We start from the raw sequence: 15324 nt of genomic DNA, 5'->3' as shown, positions 1-15324 counted from the left end.
CGCACATAATTGCGGATGGGAAACAAAAGGTAAAAACGAGGAGCGACCGGGCCAAAGCGAGGGGGAGCCCTCCCCCACCAGATACTTTTATTTTTGCAAACTTGAAGGCATTCGTTTCTTCTCCCACAAAAACACCTCTGCGAGAAGAAGCAAGCCCAGAACAATCCAGACCCATTGTGAATAAGAACCAGACCGTCTGGATTTTACAAACGCCCCGAACTGCCGGGAAGAGAGGAATTTTACCGACGCGGCTTTTGAAGCGGGGATGACGGGCGCCCTGTACGTGAAGTCTGCCTCTGCGGTGTCCATTTCAACCGCCACCCAGAACGACGGCTGGCCGTCGGGCTGGATGCGGTAATGGCCGGGCGACGAAAACGCAACGAGCGGCTGGCTTGACCAACGCGAAATGAGTTTTCCGGCGGCGTCGAACACGAGCGCGCCGCGCTTGGCGCCGAAAAAGGGGTTTTTCGCGGGAACGCCCGCGACCCATGACTGCTGTCCCTTCTGGATCGCCGACAGCGCGAACTTTGCCAGCCTGTCAAGCAGCGGCACGTACAGCCCGGTTTCGAACAGGGCTCCGCCGGGCCTCGCCTCGCGCGCCATGCCGAGCGGCGCCGCGGCCATCACCCAGGAATTCCCCATGGAGTCGACGAGGTGGGTCGCAAAGGGCTTGCCGTTGTCAAGACGCAGCAGCGCGCCGCCCGGCAGCCCGGTGCAGTAGCGGGACACCGCCGCGTCCGCGTCCTTGAGGCGCTTGAACCCGGAAAACAACTGGGACACCGTGTCGGGCAGGACAACGGCGTGCGGCTTTGGGTCATAAACCACGGCGCATGACGCGGGATCGCGCACCGGAAGGATCGTCCCGTTTACATTTGCGTATGCGCTGTCGGTCGCCGGCGAAAACAGGATCGCCTTCTGGCCGAACGACCGGTTGTGCAGCAGGATGGCAAGCGGCGGCGACAGCTGCCTCACCCCGCAAAGCACCACGAGCGCCGCGGAATCGATGTCGTCGTACGATACGATATGGGCCTGCCGGCTCTTGGCCGCCCATTGCGACGCGCCCAGCGAATTGAACGCGGCGGCGACGGGAAAGCATTCGTCCGGCTCGCCCACCACGAGCACGCGCAGGGCGCCGCCCCCGCCGCGCACAAAATACCATGCATTGTCGGCCGGGAACGGGTCGTCGCAGTCGAGCGTGACCGTGCCGAGCGGGTTTTGCAAATCGGCGGTGACGGTCACGGGCACGTTTTCGGCCCGGCCGGGACCGGCGCTCACCGCGGCGCGGCCGCAGCGCATGCCGCCGGCGGAAACCGATATTCCCGCACTGTCAAGATTTCTCCCCTGGCAGGCGACGCGCACCGTTATCACGGACCGGTTGGCCGCCGAGAGCGACACGTCCCGAATGCCGCAGTTCCGGGGCTCCGAAGGGGCGACGCTCACGAGAAGCACGGGCAAAGAAACGCGGACAAGCATGGTGTCAAGCGGCCCGCCGATGTTCTGCTGAAAATCAGACAACACCGCAAGCGCGGCCATGCCGGCCCCGCGCCCGGTCGAACCGGGGAGCGCGAACGCCATTTTGTCAATGTCCGCCGGGCCGTGCCTGACAAACGGTTCGGGGGGCGCGCCGAATGACTTTACCTGTACGAATTCGGACCGTCCTTCGTTGTATAAATACCGCTTCGCCGCCGCGGGCAGGTATTGGGAAAGCGTATCGCACAGGAAAAAGCTTTTCTTCCACAGGGGCATTCCCGCGTCGCGGTAGTCCATGCTCATGGTGGGATCAACAAAGGCGTACACCGACGCGCCGGGATTCGAAAGGACCATGAAGGGGTCTTTTGCACTATAGGGCCCGCTGAAGATGACCACCACCGCGGCTATCGCCGCCATGCGCACGAGCAGCAGAAGAAGCCGCTTGATCCGCCGCATCCTGCTGGTGGAAACGGCTCCGGCTGAAAAAAACCTGATCGTGGAGAATTCGAGCCGCCGTGATCGCTTGCGGTTGAGGAAATGGACAATGACCGGGATGGCCAGGCCGGAAAGCGCCCAGAGAAATTCCGGATGGACAAAGGATATTCCGCTCAAAACAGCCGCCTCCGTTTTGCCAAGACGCGCAACAGCGCCTTCTGGAACGGTTCACTGGTGACCACGGGCTCAAACCCGATCCTCAGCGACCGGCACGCGTCCTCGATCGCCTTTTGGTGGCCGAGCATGCCCCGGGAAAAATATTCCGACGCGGTGAGGCCGTCCACCGCGACGCCGGCGCCCGTCTCAAGGTCGCGTACGTCAAGGCCGCCGGCGGCGGAAAACGCGCGCTCGAGCGGGTCGAGCACCCACAGCACCATCACGTCCTGGCGCTTGAACCGCAGATGCCGCAGTGCCGTGATGATCGCCGTCGGCTCGTCGAGCAGGTCCGAGATGACGATGCACAGCCCGCGCTTGCGGATCGTCTCCGCGAGCCGCGACAGCGACCGTGCAATGGCGGTGGTCCCGCCGGGCGCCATGGTTTCGAGGCGCGTGAGTATGGCCTTGAGCTGGGTGTTGGTGGAGCGCGGCGGCAGCATCACGTGTTCGCCGCTGTCGAAGGCGTACAGCCCCACCGCGTCGCGCTGGCGGACGAGGATCCACGAAAGCGACGCGGCCAGCGTCCGGGCATATTCGAATTTGCTCATCGCCGCGGTGGAATTGAACGTCATCGAGGCGCTTTTGTCAAGAAGCAGCCACGCGAACAGGTTGGTCTCGTCCTCGTACAGCCGCACCACGGACCGGCCGGTCTTCGCGTATTTGCGCCAGTCAATGCGGCGCGCCGCCTCGCCCGGCAGGTAGGGCCGGTATTCGAGAAACTGCGCGGAAAACCCGTGATAGGGACTTTTGTGAAGTCCCGCGATGGTTCCCTCGACGATCGCCTTGGTCCGAAGGGTGAGGTTTCGGATCGGGGCGAGGTGTTCGGGTTTTAGGAATGATATTTGATTACTCATAACAAGTCTCATTTGGTGGGGGCACCGCTTCGCGTTTCCCCCTGGCCGCCTCCAGTCCTGCCTGACGCGCCGTAATAGGTCAATTATTGCATTTGTAAAAGCCTTAACATCTTTCCGAAATTGCTATAATACTTGCCTTTCTCCACCGTGTAAAGCTCGCGCTGCCACCTTCGTCTCGCCGGCCACTAAGCGTGCCTGCGAATCACGGGGGCACCGGCGCCAAAGAGGGGTGCGTGTGCGGATCGCCGCCGCCTTTTTGATTCTATTTCTTGTCAAGGAGGCGGCGGAAGCTGCACCCCGGGGGGACGACCCTTGGAAGTACCCGAAGGGGTAGACCTCCCCCGCAATAAAAATTATTTTATTCATTTTTTAATAATACCTTTTTCCCCAACCACCGCCGCACCGGCACGTCATAAAACCCGAAGCACAAATATGCGAGAATGATACTGGATACTACTACGAGCAGCCCGACGGGATATGCCTGGCCGAAGGAAAGTTTTTTGTCGGCGACCCACCCGGTGTACCAGTAAATTATCGGATAGTGCGTGATGTAAATCGGATACGAGATGTCGCCCAGGAACTTGCACGCGCGTGAGGCGTATTTCCCTTCATGCGTGCCGCTTGCCCCCAGAAACACGATAAGCGGAAAAATGAAGATTATGCAAAACGACTCGTACAGGCCGTTCATCCAGGGATGATGGGCGCCGCCGATACGCGGCACACAAAAGACCGTCACGATGAGCAGGCTGCACAGCCAAAAGGCGTGTTTGATTTTTATCAGCTTTACCATGCGGAAAAGCAGCAGGCCGGCAAAGAACGGATACACGAGCCGCGTGAACCCGATGTTCAGCTGCTCCCCCGTCATGGACCAGCCGCCCACCACGTCGCCGTGGGGGCCGAACACCGCAAGGTTGACAAGCGCGCATCCCGCGGCGGACACCAGCGCCCCCAGCGCCCACTTGGGCAAGTGCCTTATGACAAGCCCGTACAAAAGGTTTGCGATATACTCAAGCATCAGGGTCCAGGCCGGTCCGTTGATGGGGTACAGCTCCCGCCAGCCGCGTATGTCCATTGAGACCGGCACCGGCACCATGGTAAAACCGATCAGCGTCATCCCGAGCATCTTCCACGCCGGCACCTTGTGGATGTCCGGCCACACCACCGAGTCTCCAAAGTAAAAGAGCGCCGCGCCGACGACCGAGCCCATGATGACCATGGGATGGAGTCTGACCAGCCGCCGCTTGAAAAAACCCATGACGCCCATGGAGACGAAGCGGTCGTCGTAGGCATAGGCGACCACGAAGCCGGAGAGGACAAAGAAGAAATCGACCGCCAGGTATCCGTGGTTTACGATCTGGTCAAAATGGCCACGGGCATGCGCCTCGAAAACGTGGAAGATCACCACCATGACCGCGGCCACGCCGCGCAGGCCGTCGAGGATGGAGTAGCGGGGCTTGGATAAAAGTTGTGGTGCTTGCATAAAAATGATTCTTTTTGATTTGATAAATTAAGTTGGGCGTTCCCCTCGCCCTCGCTGAAGCGCGGGCTATGGTCGGTCTCCCTCCGGGCTCGGCTGTTCGCCTCGTTGCCGGACCGCCCTATGCCCATCGGCCGGGTCGCCGATTACCCGAGGCGTCGCCCCTTCGCAACGCGACCGCGGTGGTCCATCCCCCTCCGCCTCCGGCGCCATCCCCTTGACAAGGGGGATGATGAAAACCGGCAATACTGCCAATTCCGGTGCGTCAGGCGGGTTGGAGGCCGGGCCGAAGGACGACGACCCTTGTGACCCTTGGAAATCCCTGACGAGGGAGAAGCACCCGAAGGGGTGGACCGGAAGGAGGGCCGACCCGAGCCTGAGTCTTGACGAAGGCGAGGGGAACGCCCAACTCTGAATTAAAATTTTATCTATTTTCCCAGGGCAATCCCGCCGGCTCATCCGGATCCCTGTTCAGTTCCTTCGTCTTCTTCGCTATGATGTCGGCCGCGGCGGCGTCTTTTTTATACGTCCTGATTATTTCCGCGACATGCTCCTTCACCACGGCCATGTCATCCGGCGAAAGCGCGGAAACGAGCAGCGCGTCGGGATAATTGACCGAAAGTTTTTTCCGCGCGACCGGATCGGCGACAAGGTCGATCTTGTTGAACAGCAGCAGGTGCGGGATGTGGTCGGCGCCGAGGTCGGCGAGCACTTCCTTGACAGTCGCGAGCTGGCGGTCCGACCACGGGCTCGCCGCGTCCATCACGATGAGGAGCAGGTCGGCCTGCGACACCACCTCGAGCGTCCCCCTGAACGACGCGACAAGATCGGGCGGGAGCTTGCGCAGAAAGCCCACCGTGTCGGAGATGACGATCTCACCGATCCCCTGTATGAACGTACGGCGCGTGGCCGTATCGAGCGTGGCAAAAAGCCTGTTCTGCACGAGCACGTCGGCGCCCGACAGCGCGTTGAGCAGGCACGATTTCCCCACGTTGGTGTAGCCCACGAGCGTCACCTTGAACTCGCCCGCGCGCGACTTGCGCTGCGTGGCGCGGGATTTCTCGATTGCCTTGAGCCGGTCGTTGAGGTCGCTGATCTTTTTCTTGATGAGCCGGCGGTCCACCTCGAGCTGTTTTTCTCCCGGCCCGGTGGTGCCGATGCCGCCCACCTGCTGGGAAAAGTGGGTCCACGCGTGCGTGAGCCGCGGGTACAGCGTTTTCATCTGCGCGAGCTCCACCTGGATGCGGGCCTCGTTGGTGCGCGCGTGCTTGGCGAAAATGTCGAGGATGAGCTGGGCGCGGTCGATCACCTTGCCCTCCACGATCTTCTCGATGTTGCGCACCTGGCCGGGCGACAGCTGGCCGTCGATGACCACGGTCTTGCATCCGTGCCGCTTCATGAGCCCGCGGATCTCTTCCAGTTTGCCCGTGCCGATGTAGGTCGACGCGACCGGCGCGTCGCGGCGCTGCACCGCGGTCTCGGCGATGGTGGCGCCCGCGGTGGCGCACAGCATGCGCATTTCCTTCATGTCAATCTCGAACAGCTCCGGATCGGTCCCTTCTGTAAACAGCCCGGCAAGGATCACGCGCTCTGAGGGCGGGGGAACATCGGTGTCGAAGAGGCGGGTGGGCTTCATGAAAGGTCCATGCCGGGCACGATGATGGCCGCGCCCGCCTTCTTTTGCGACGGGGTGAGCGTGAGGATTTCGGGCGCGCCACCGGTGACGAGCACCGTGTGCTCGAACTGGGCGGACAGCGAGCCGTCCTTGGTGCGCACGGTCCACTTGTCGCGCGGGTCGGTGACTACTTCCCATCCGCCGAGGTTGATCATGGGCTCCACGGTGAGCGTCATGCCCGGCTCGAGCTCCACGTCGTCGCCGTCGGTCGCGATATGGTGATACACGCTGAAGTGCTCGTGGAACTGAGTGCCGACGCCGTGGCCCGTGTACTGGTGCACCACGGAGCAGCCCTGCGCCCGCGCATACGGCTCAATGGCCCGGGCAATGGCCTGCAGATGATTGCCCGGCCTGCATGCGGCAATGCCGAGCAGCATCGCCTTTGCCGTCACCATCACAAGATGCCTGGCCTTCTCCCCCACGTCGCCGATCATGAACGTCTCCGACGAATCGCCGTAAAAGCCGTCCACGATGGTGGTGAGGTCGACGTTCACGATGTCGCCGTTGTTGAGCACGTCATGCGCCGACGGGATGCCGTGGCACACGACGTTGTTGATGGACGTGCAGATTGACTTTGGGTAACCCTTGTAATTGAGGCACGCGGGCGTATGGCCGTGTTGCACGGTGTAGTCGTGCGCGAGCGTATCGAGCTCCAGGGTCGATGCGCCGGCCCTGACAAACCGCCGCATGTAATCCATGAGCTCGCCGTTGAAGGCGCCGGCCCCGCGCATGGCCTCGATCTCGGATTGCGTCTTGGCGAGCCTGCGCTTCGGTTTTATTTGCGCCGCGCCCGACTTCTGGTCCAGCAGCATATGGCATTTCTTGTATTTCTTGCCGCTGCCGCAGTAGCAGGGGGCGTTGCGGTTGGGGACGGATTGCATAGTTAGATAAAAATAGTTGGTTGTAGAGGCGAGAGTAATCGCAGTATTAGTGAGTTTTAAAAAAGTTGGACGTTCCCCCGCTTTGCGGGGTCGGCCGGGCAGCACCGCGCTCCGGCGCCTCCAGTCGCCCCTAACGCGGCGGCGAAGTTCTTATTAGTAAATAACTTGCATTGGCGCCAACCGGACATGTGGTGCGTCAAGGATGACCTCACCCCGGCCCTCCGGGCCAGCGGCGGAAGCTGCACCCCAGGGGGAGACTCCCCCACCAGACAAAACCTATTACTTGACGATATCAACTTCCCGTCTCCACAATTCCTGGACCGTCGGGTCTGCATTTTTCGTGCGCGGCCAAATCACATAAAACTGCTTTCCCACTTCATGGCAATCAATTGACGCGTCGGATGCAAGCGTTGCGAAACAGGAATGCGGCATTCGCCATGCCGTATCGTCGTCGAGCTCCAGGGGCGCACCGTCCCAATGCAGGCCGTCCTTCGAAGAATAGAGCAGCAGCTTTCCCGCGCCCGGCATGTCAACGGTGATCAGATATTTTTTAAGCGGCCCGCAATAGGCCGCGTCGCCGTGAATGTCGAGGCCGGGGTCGCCATGGTACGGCGCAAACACCTCCCTGCCCGCACTTTTTGCGCTGTTGCCCATGATCGACCATGCGCTGCCGTCAAACTTTCTCCACAAATCGGAAAACGGAGGCGGGCAGGCGACCGGCGGCGCCGCGATCCGTTTTGAAATTTCCTCAAGCGCGTCCTTCACCCGCGCACGCGCGACGCAGATGCGCGCGGGCCAGTGCCTGGCGTTCCATTTCGTGTCTGCGGTGTCCCAGTCCATGAAGTACACGTAGAACGAATCGTTTTTCACTATGTACGGGGCCCCGCCGATGTTATGGAGCAGAAAGCCGGGGCACGTCATGCCGTTGCCCCAGGGATATTTTTTACAATCGGAAATTTCCTCGCCGTACCGGTCTTTTGTGAACAGGATGTCCGAACAATACACCCATTTCGCCGCGCCGTCTTTGGCGCGGCAGAACGCCAATCCTATTTTGTAAAGAGTCTTCCGGTAAAACCCGGCGCCGTTTTTCGGCACCTTCGAGCACTCCACGTGCGCGAACCCGAGCAGGTCTCCTTTTCCGATTCCGGGGACCCCGTCATCCTGCACCCTATAGACATTCGAAATCCACGGCACGTCCCGCCAATACTCCGCGCCCCCGCCCCCGCCCGAGACGGTGTCCCGGTCCTTGAGAAACACCGAGGAATTCATCCACAGCTTCTCCCGCGGAAGGCCCCAGTATCTTTTTTGGAAAGGGTCCAGCGGCGTGCCGAGGCATTTGTCGATTCCCTGCCAGTTGCTGACGAGAAAATCCATGGCGGTGCCGTTTCTGATCGTGCTGAGCGGCGCGTCGATGATGAAATGCGGCGGGTCGCCGTTGTCAACGGTGATGGTGCGCACCGAACCGCCGGGCCTTACACCGGGCATGATTGTTTTACCGTTGAGGGCGGCGTCGCTGTAAATAAGTTCCGCGGGCCCGAGCTTTATGGTCTGCGAATGGGCGACGATAATCAAGAGGCATAAAATCATGCCCAACGACACCGCACTAATCGCAGCATGCCTCATAACGCCGTTTCCGTATAAGACCGCCTGACTGCACAAAATATATAATTTTTACGGATTTTTATAAGAAATAGGGCTTGATTTGTGATTGGATGACGGGATTATTATATTCAAAGTTGAATATGCGGAAAAGCGGTAAAAGTAACGATGATGATTTGACATCATGGAGTTTGTAAACTGACACCCGTCAGCGGTAAAAAAGGAGAAAAGGATGAATAGGTCGCTCTTGTGCATAATTTGTCTCATGGGTATTTTATTCTTTGCACGATGTACAAGAAACAATTCAAATCCCATCTCAAGCATCGACACTGAAAATCTAATTGGAAACTGGTATTGGTACGGGTATTCGGCAATCTATTCTTCCTATGAAACTGACACCGTATTTTCCAACACATTAATTCAGTCAATAATAACAATTAGAACAGATTCATTAATAGCATACCTCATTTTCGCAGATTCTTCTTGGCAACGATACGCAAGCTCATACCTATGGAAATCAGATACCCTTTCATTAAATGGTCAAATTTATAAAAATTGGGTAAAATCGTTTAGTAAAGACACACTATTAATGGCCTTAGCCGACAGTATTGGATATAGATTGATAGACAAATATCTTCCCTATTTTGGTCCGATACCTCCAAGCAATTGGGGAAAATTTAAAGCAAATTAAGTAAATCCATAGCCACAACACTAAAAAGCAATGAAAGAGCTGCTGACAACGCGCTCGCTGATGACCGTCCGCGGGTGCGATCAGCTTTTGCGTGCGGGCGGCTGGTTCTCATAGCAAAATTGGTGGTTTGCAAGCTGAAAATGCGGTCGTAGTCCGGCATATTAGCGCGGCGTTATGTGGAGAAATAATGATAAAATATATCGCAGTTGTAATTTCGTTTATTTTGGGTGCTTTTTCAATTAATTACATTAGAGATCACGATATATTTGAAAAAGAACCAATTGTTAAAATGTCATTTGTTACGGTAATTGGTGGAATAATATCCGTACTAATATCTATTGGACTTTATATATTATTTAAAAATATTGGGTATAATTTTCAAAATAATTTCTTGGATGCATATTTTAAAATAGGACCGGTTGAAGAATTTGCTAAACTTATCACATTTGTTGTTTTGCTTCCATTTTTATCAAAAGATTTAGATGAACCAATTGATTATATTATTTATATATCATGCTTGACATTAGGGTTTTCATTAATAGAAAACATAATGTATGCAACGAAAGAGCAAGGGAATTTACCTCTTTTGTTTATTAGATTAGGAATATCAACACCAATGCATATTGCATTTTCGGCAGTTATGGGTTTGGCTATATATCTATATAATAATTTGGGGTATAAAATAAATACAATATTTGGAGCTTTCGTTTTCGCTTCTATTCTTCATGGAACCTTTGATTTTTTAATACTTATTGGTTTGGGATGGATTGTTTTATTTGTATTGTACAGATATTATTGGAAAGAAATATTCTTCTGCTTTTCATATTTAACTGCATTAAATAGAAAAGTCTCATTTCAATCATATGTTAATAATTTGAAAACTCCAAATGGGAGTAAAAAAGCAATTTGTATTAATTGCGGCAATAATGATAAGAAGAATTACTATAAAATTGGGAAAGCTAAATTGTTTAAATGTGCTAATTGTGGAAAGATAATTGCAACAAGAGATTCAATATTTTGGCTCTTTCATTATTTCTCAGGAAATTATGATGCAATAACAAAAAATTATAAATTAAATGAAAATGGCAATCTTTATTCACTGTTTTCTGGAAATTATATAGACGATTATAGAAAAATCGGGTACATAAATGTAGACGAAATGGATAGCGAAATTAATAAAATAAAGACAAATGACAAAGAGAAATTCGAAAAATCGATTCTTGCAAAATACTTTTTAGGAATAAGTCAAGACAATTTAATTAAAATCTAATTTCCACATAACAACGCGCTAAATCATGACCGTCCGCATTTGTAAACGCAACGGTCCGCGGGGGGATTCCAGCCTCAGGCGTCCGCCGGGCTGGCCGCCGCCAAGCCGGGCCGGTTGAGCACGTGCGTATAGATCATCGTTGTTGACACATCGGAATGGCCCAGCAACTCCTGCACCGTGCGGATGTCTGCGCCCGCCTGCAGAAGCTGGGTGGCGAAGGTGTGGCGCAGCGTGTGGCAGCTCACGCGCTTGGCGATGCCCGCATCAAGCGCGGCGCGTTTGATGCGGCGCTGGAGCACGTTGGGATCAAGGTGGTGCCGCCGCACGCTCCTGGTGCGCGGGTCGACCGAAAGCCTTTCCGACGGAAAAACATACTGCCAAATCCATTCCCTGCCGGCGTTGGGAAACTTCCGCTCGATGGCGGGCCAGAGATACACGCCTCGGACCTTGTGGGCCCTATCGTCGTCAAACAGCTTTCTGGACACACCGATCTGCTCCTTGATAGGCGCGACGAACCGCGCGGGAAGCATGGTGATCCTGTCTTTTGCGCCCTTGCCATCCCGCACGACGATCCTGCGCAGGTCAAAATCGATGTCCTGTATCCTGAGCCGCACGCATTCCATCACGCGGAGGCCCGCCCCCCAGAGAATCCCCGCCATGGTCCGATACGCGCCGTCAAGGTTTCCAAGCAACCGCTCGATTTCGTCCCTGGAAAGCACGGTGGGAACATGAGAACCCGTTTTCGCCCTCGTGAAATCGCCGAATTCGCCGGGATCTTTTCCGAGAACCTGTTTGTACAGGAACACGAGCGAATTAAGCGCAAGGTTCTGCGTTGCCGCCGAAACATTGCGCTTGCCCGCGAGAAAATCCAGGTATTTCCCGATGTCGCGAGGGCCGAGGTCCTGCGGGTCCCGCAAATCGTGAAAGGTGATGAACCGCCGTATCCAGGCCAGGTACGCTTCCTCGGTACGGAGGGAATAATGGCGGACCCGGATTTCCGAAACGACCTTCCCGAGCAGGCGGCCGTGGAGCGTTTCGAGACGATCTCCAGGGGCGAGTGAATCCTTGAACCCCTCATTTTTCCGGAACCCCGAGTAATGCAGGTTCATTTTGAGAAGATCGGAAAAAAGGATCATCACCGCCTCACGCGCCTGGTCAACCTGCCATTCCTCGATTTTCGGATCGGTGGCGAGGTCATCCAGAAAGGCTTCCACCATCCCGGGAGATGCCTGCTCAAATGAAACACCATTGAGAAACCGCCCAAACCGCTTGACCCATAAGACGTAGAACTTGCTTTTATTATCAGGAACACGTAGTTTTTGCAAAGTGGCGGTATAGTCTGTCAAGAGCAAACTTGACTGATGAAGGGTCATAAGTGTATCCTTGGGAGGTGGATGGTTTACCGGTTAAAATAATTATTGTTATGTCGTCTGTCGACTTAATTATTTATGTCGTTTAAAGACTAATATCTGTTAGCCAATATCAAAAGAAATAATAATGATAACAAAGCTGGCATTAAACAACAATTGTTTTACTGCAATATTCATCTCATTTGCATTGGTACTCTTTAATTGCAGTCCAAACAAATATAAGGGAATATCCTACAAACATCTTATATCAATGAAGATTGATTCAGTAAAATTATTGGTTGTATCAAAAGAAAAAGAATCTGCCCAAAGTGAACCAGGAGCTCGTAAGTATGTTTATGAATATGACACAATAAGGATATTACCACAGATTTTTGTTGAATCAATAAAAGAGGTAAATGTCGAGAAGGCTTACTCTAAGAAAGATCGTATGGATTTTCTTTGCATTGGAGGTGGAGGCCGTTTTGTTATTAATAATTGTTTTACATTAAGGATCCCTTGTCTTCCATGGCACTCCGAAGCCTATAATAGAAACAATTGCAAAATCGAGGCCATTTTCAACGATGAAGATTCCTTGAGGCTATATTCATTTTGTTTAAAGGATTCTTCATTTCTAGATTACAATTTTATATTACCAAAAATACAAAAGAAATCCGGCTAACAACGCGCTAAATCATGACCGTCCGCATTTGCAAACACCCTTTGTTCGCGGTCGGTCGGTTGCTCATACAAGATTTGTGGCGTGCGGAGAGAAAATGCGGTCGTAGTCCGGCATATTAGCGCGGCGTTAGGAGTAAAATTGAAAACAATGAAATCCATATTAATTCTCGTGCTCTTACCTCTTTGCCTTGGCTGCACAAACAAAACTATCCATCAGAATTCAACCAATTCAGAACAGGCTAAGCCTGGATTTGTAAAAGGCGGAGCGTTAACTGGTGGTAGAAGCCGAGAGAATCTTATGAAAGGGATAATGGGAAATATTGGAAGAGTAAGGCAATTATATAATGAGGAATTTAAGGACAAATATCCGGATTATATGAAGGTTGTTGTATTCTTCAAGATAAACTATTTGGGAGTTGTTACATCAAGTAAGATTACTGAATCCAATTCAAATAGCCCCGGGTTTGATTCCAAAATATTGGTAATAATAAATTCAATAAATTTTGACCAAATAGAGAAACGGGATGATGTCACAGAAGTAACATACCCTTTTGTATTTACGAAATGAAGAAAGAACTCCTAACAACGCGCTAAATCATGACCGTCCGCATTTGCAAACACTCTTGGCGTGCCAGCCCTCGCCTATCCAAGCAAGATTGGTGGCGTGCGGAGAGAAAATGCGGTCGTAGTCCGGCATATTAGCGCGGCGTTAGGCTCATAAAAAGGAGAAATAAATGAAATACGTTTTAATTTCATTTGCAATTCTATTGCTTGGCATTGGATGTACGCATATTGTTATAAGAAATGGATATAAATACGATAATAATAAAAAGAATTCAAATTGTAATGTTAATGTAGTTAAAAATGTGCGTATCGATTCAACTTCAGTGAAAATTATTGGTAGAGTTAAGGTCGGCGACAGCGGTTTTTCTTTTGCATGCGGTGAAGATGATGCAATTGAAATATTTAGAAAGGAAGCGTGCAATTGTGGTGCAGACGTGGTAAATATTATCGAAGAAAGAAGGCCGGATTTCTTAAGTTCTTGTTATCGAGCAACTGCATTATTAATAAAAAGCAATTTCCAAGATAGTTCAGAATTTAAGAAGGAATTAAAATCAAATTCGGTAGATAGCATAGAATTGAAAGAAAGAGTTAATAAGGATCATACTAAAAATGCCACAATAATAACGAGTTCAATTTTAGGTGGAATACTTGGTGGAATATTGGCTGCTGTAATAATAAGCAATTTACACTAATTAAAGCCTAACAACGCGCTAAATCATGACCGTCCGCATCTGCAAACACCCTTGGTTAGCGGTCGGTCGGTTCTTCAAGCAAGATTGGTGGTTTGCAAGCTGAAAATGCGGTTGTAGTCCGGCAAATTAGCGCGGCGTTAGGCGAGATAAAAATGAATAAGAAATTATTATTTACATTACTATTCTTAACTACAAGCCTTTACTCTGAGAGTAACTTACCTTTCTCAAGAGAATTATTAATAAACAATAAAGCAATATTTACTGTTGATACAATATTCTCAATTAAGTATGGTAATTGTAAAAATTGCTTGAGAACAGAAATGAACGATTGCTTTAATAGACAAATCACTAATTTTGATGTTGACAGTGAATACTCAGTCTACTTCGAATTTGGACCCGAAATATATAAATGCAATAATAAGGGAGAAATAAAATGGAAATTCAATAAATCCGCTCTTGATTTAAAATATTTGAATGGTTATCTTTACGTTTATTTCGGCACAAAGCTACATAAGTTTTCTGCCGATAGTGGTAAATTAATTGATAGTATAGATTTTATTGAAAAGAATATTGGTTACAATTTTGGTGGAGGGCCATTTTTTTATGGGAATTTATTGGTAATTAACAGAATAGATTCAAGAGAAAAATGGGTAAATATTTTTAATCTTTTAGACAGTAGAACAACTAACATTGAATTATCAAATGCAAATAAATATTTAATTCAAAACGATACCAATTTCAATATTTCTTTTATTCAGAAACCTACTGGTTTTCCAAGCGACTTTAATTATGATGGGCAATCTGGGAAAATAGTCATATTTAGCTATTCTTGCAGCCCAATTATTTCAAAGGATTGCAAAAAAGAAATTTATGAGTATTGGATTTATAATAAATTAGATCATAAAATCCATTTTTTTTGCAATCTAAATTCAATGTTCAATTTAACTTTAGGGGGCGGAGCCAGGTTTAAATTTGTTAATGATACAGTTGCAGTTTGCCCTATTTTGAAACAAGTAAAATATAAGCCAATTAAAGAAAGTATAATAAGAATACAATTTAAGGAATACTAATGGAGAACGCCTAACAACGCGCTAAATCATGACCGTCCGCATTTGCAAACACCTGTGGCTCGCGGTCGGCTGGTTCTTCATAAAAGATTCGTGGTTTGCGGAGGGAAAATGCGGTCGTAGTCCGGCATATTAGCGCGGCGTTAGCCATGGAAATAAAATGACCAAAAAACGTATCACAATTTATTTAACAATAATATTAGGCTTATTTATTGTTATAGCCTGACCGATCCGCCTCAAAATGACCGCCAAATCCGCCTCAAAATGACCGACGAATCCGGATCAAAATGACCGGTCAATCCGGCTCAATTTGACCGCCCAATCCGCTTTTATTTGACCGGACGGACGATTTTTCAGAAAGCGTTCTCGGGTTAACCTATTTCGTCTTCTTTCGAGGTACTTATCC

General features: G+C 51.3%; 12 protein-coding genes. 5 read left to right on the top strand and 7 right to left on the bottom strand.

The features are described from left to right. Positions 1-87 precede the first annotated feature (87 nt). From VLX68_08910 to VLX68_08885, 6 genes are all read right to left on the bottom strand, one after another. Positions 88-2082 carry a BatA domain-containing protein gene (locus VLX68_08910; GenBank protein HUI92349.1) on the bottom strand — a complete coding sequence of 665 codons (1995 nt, stop codon included), beginning with the start codon at positions 2080-2082 and terminating at the stop codon, positions 88-90. After that, positions 2079-2975: a DUF58 domain-containing protein gene (locus tag VLX68_08905; GenBank protein HUI92348.1), complete on the bottom strand. Its 897-nt coding sequence runs from the start codon at positions 2973-2975 to the stop codon at positions 2079-2081. The genes VLX68_08910 and VLX68_08905 overlap by 4 nt, the downstream gene beginning before the upstream one ends. Before the next feature lie 358 nt (positions 2976-3333). Beyond that, a complete protein-coding gene (locus VLX68_08900) occupies positions 3334-4455 on the bottom strand; it encodes an acyltransferase (GenBank protein ID HUI92347.1) in 1122 nt (373 codons plus the stop codon). A 421-nt stretch (positions 4456-4876) separates the two neighbouring features. After that, on the bottom strand, positions 4877-6088 hold the full coding sequence (gene hflX, locus VLX68_08895) for a GTPase HflX (protein ID HUI92346.1): 1212 nt from the start codon (positions 6086-6088) through the stop codon (positions 4877-4879). Then, positions 6085-7008, bottom strand: coding sequence for a type I methionyl aminopeptidase (map, locus tag VLX68_08890; GenBank protein ID HUI92345.1), 924 nt, complete (start codon positions 7006-7008; stop codon positions 6085-6087). Before map ends, hflX begins: the two co-directional genes overlap by 4 nt. Before the next feature lie 279 nt (positions 7009-7287). After that, entirely contained in the window at positions 7288-8631 is a 1344-nt protein-coding gene (locus VLX68_08885; GenBank protein ID HUI92344.1) for a hypothetical protein, read from the bottom strand. Between the two features lie 854 nt (positions 8632-9485). Between VLX68_08885 and VLX68_08880 the strand changes: the two genes are divergently transcribed. Continuing rightward, positions 9486-10568: a PrsW family intramembrane metalloprotease gene (locus VLX68_08880; GenBank protein ID HUI92343.1), complete on the top strand. Its 1083-nt coding sequence runs from the start codon at positions 9486-9488 to the stop codon at positions 10566-10568. A 74-nt stretch (positions 10569-10642) separates the two neighbouring features. Here the strand turns inward: VLX68_08880 and VLX68_08875 are convergent, their stop codons facing one another. After that, positions 10643-11941: an integron integrase gene (locus VLX68_08875; protein ID HUI92342.1), complete on the bottom strand. Its 1299-nt coding sequence runs from the start codon at positions 11939-11941 to the stop codon at positions 10643-10645. Positions 11942-12065: 124 nt separating this feature from the next. On the opposite strand from VLX68_08875, the gene VLX68_08870 reads away from it, so the two are divergent. The 4 genes from VLX68_08870 (at position 12066) to VLX68_08855 (ending at position 14921) form a co-directional block, all read left to right on the top strand. Then, positions 12066-12596 (top strand): hypothetical protein, encoded by a 531-nt coding sequence (locus VLX68_08870; GenBank protein ID HUI92341.1) that lies wholly within the window; start codon positions 12066-12068, stop codon positions 12594-12596. Between the two features lie 147 nt (positions 12597-12743). After that, a complete protein-coding gene (locus VLX68_08865) occupies positions 12744-13163 on the top strand; it encodes an AgmX/PglI C-terminal domain-containing protein (protein HUI92340.1) in 420 nt (139 codons plus the stop codon). Between the two features lie 166 nt (positions 13164-13329). Further along, positions 13330-13851: a hypothetical protein gene (locus VLX68_08860; protein HUI92339.1), complete on the top strand. Its 522-nt coding sequence runs from the start codon at positions 13330-13332 to the stop codon at positions 13849-13851. A 152-nt stretch (positions 13852-14003) separates the two neighbouring features. Next, positions 14004-14921: a hypothetical protein gene (locus VLX68_08855; protein ID HUI92338.1), complete on the top strand. Its 918-nt coding sequence runs from the start codon at positions 14004-14006 to the stop codon at positions 14919-14921. Positions 14922-15324 lie beyond the last annotated feature (403 nt).

It is taken from the genome of Chitinivibrionales bacterium (genome assembly GCA_035516255.1).
Lineage (GTDB): Bacteria > Fibrobacterota > Chitinivibrionia > Chitinivibrionales > FEN-1185 > FEN-1185.
Note: the sequence above shows the minus strand (reverse complement) of the source record. Positions and strands in the feature narration are given on the sequence as shown.

Bases quoted from the DNA above. Each gene is read 5' to 3' on its own strand.
- VLX68_08905 (HUI92348.1), bottom strand. From the start codon at position 2,975: ATGAGTAATCAAATATCATTCCTAAAACCCGAACACCTCGCCCCGATC.
- VLX68_08875 (HUI92342.1), bottom strand. From the start codon at position 11,941: ATGACCCTTCATCAGTCAAGTTTGCTCTTGACAGACTATACCGCCACT.
- VLX68_08870 (HUI92341.1), top strand. From the start codon at position 12,066: ATGATAACAAAGCTGGCATTAAACAACAATTGTTTTACTGCAATATTC.
- map (HUI92345.1), bottom strand. From the start codon at position 7,008: ATGCAATCCGTCCCCAACCGCAACGCCCCCTGCTACTGCGGCAGCGGC.
- VLX68_08880 (HUI92343.1), top strand. From the start codon at position 9,486: ATGATAAAATATATCGCAGTTGTAATTTCGTTTATTTTGGGTGCTTTT.
- VLX68_08900 (HUI92347.1), bottom strand. From the start codon at position 4,455: ATGCAAGCACCACAACTTTTATCCAAGCCCCGCTACTCCATCCTCGAC.
- hflX (HUI92346.1), bottom strand. From the start codon at position 6,088: ATGAAGCCCACCCGCCTCTTCGACACCGATGTTCCCCCGCCCTCAGAG.
- VLX68_08885 (HUI92344.1), bottom strand. From the start codon at position 8,631: ATGAGGCATGCTGCGATTAGTGCGGTGTCGTTGGGCATGATTTTATGC.
- VLX68_08860 (HUI92339.1), top strand. From the start codon at position 13,330: ATGAAATACGTTTTAATTTCATTTGCAATTCTATTGCTTGGCATTGGA.
- VLX68_08865 (HUI92340.1), top strand. From the start codon at position 12,744: ATGAAATCCATATTAATTCTCGTGCTCTTACCTCTTTGCCTTGGCTGC.
- VLX68_08855 (HUI92338.1), top strand. From the start codon at position 14,004: ATGAATAAGAAATTATTATTTACATTACTATTCTTAACTACAAGCCTT.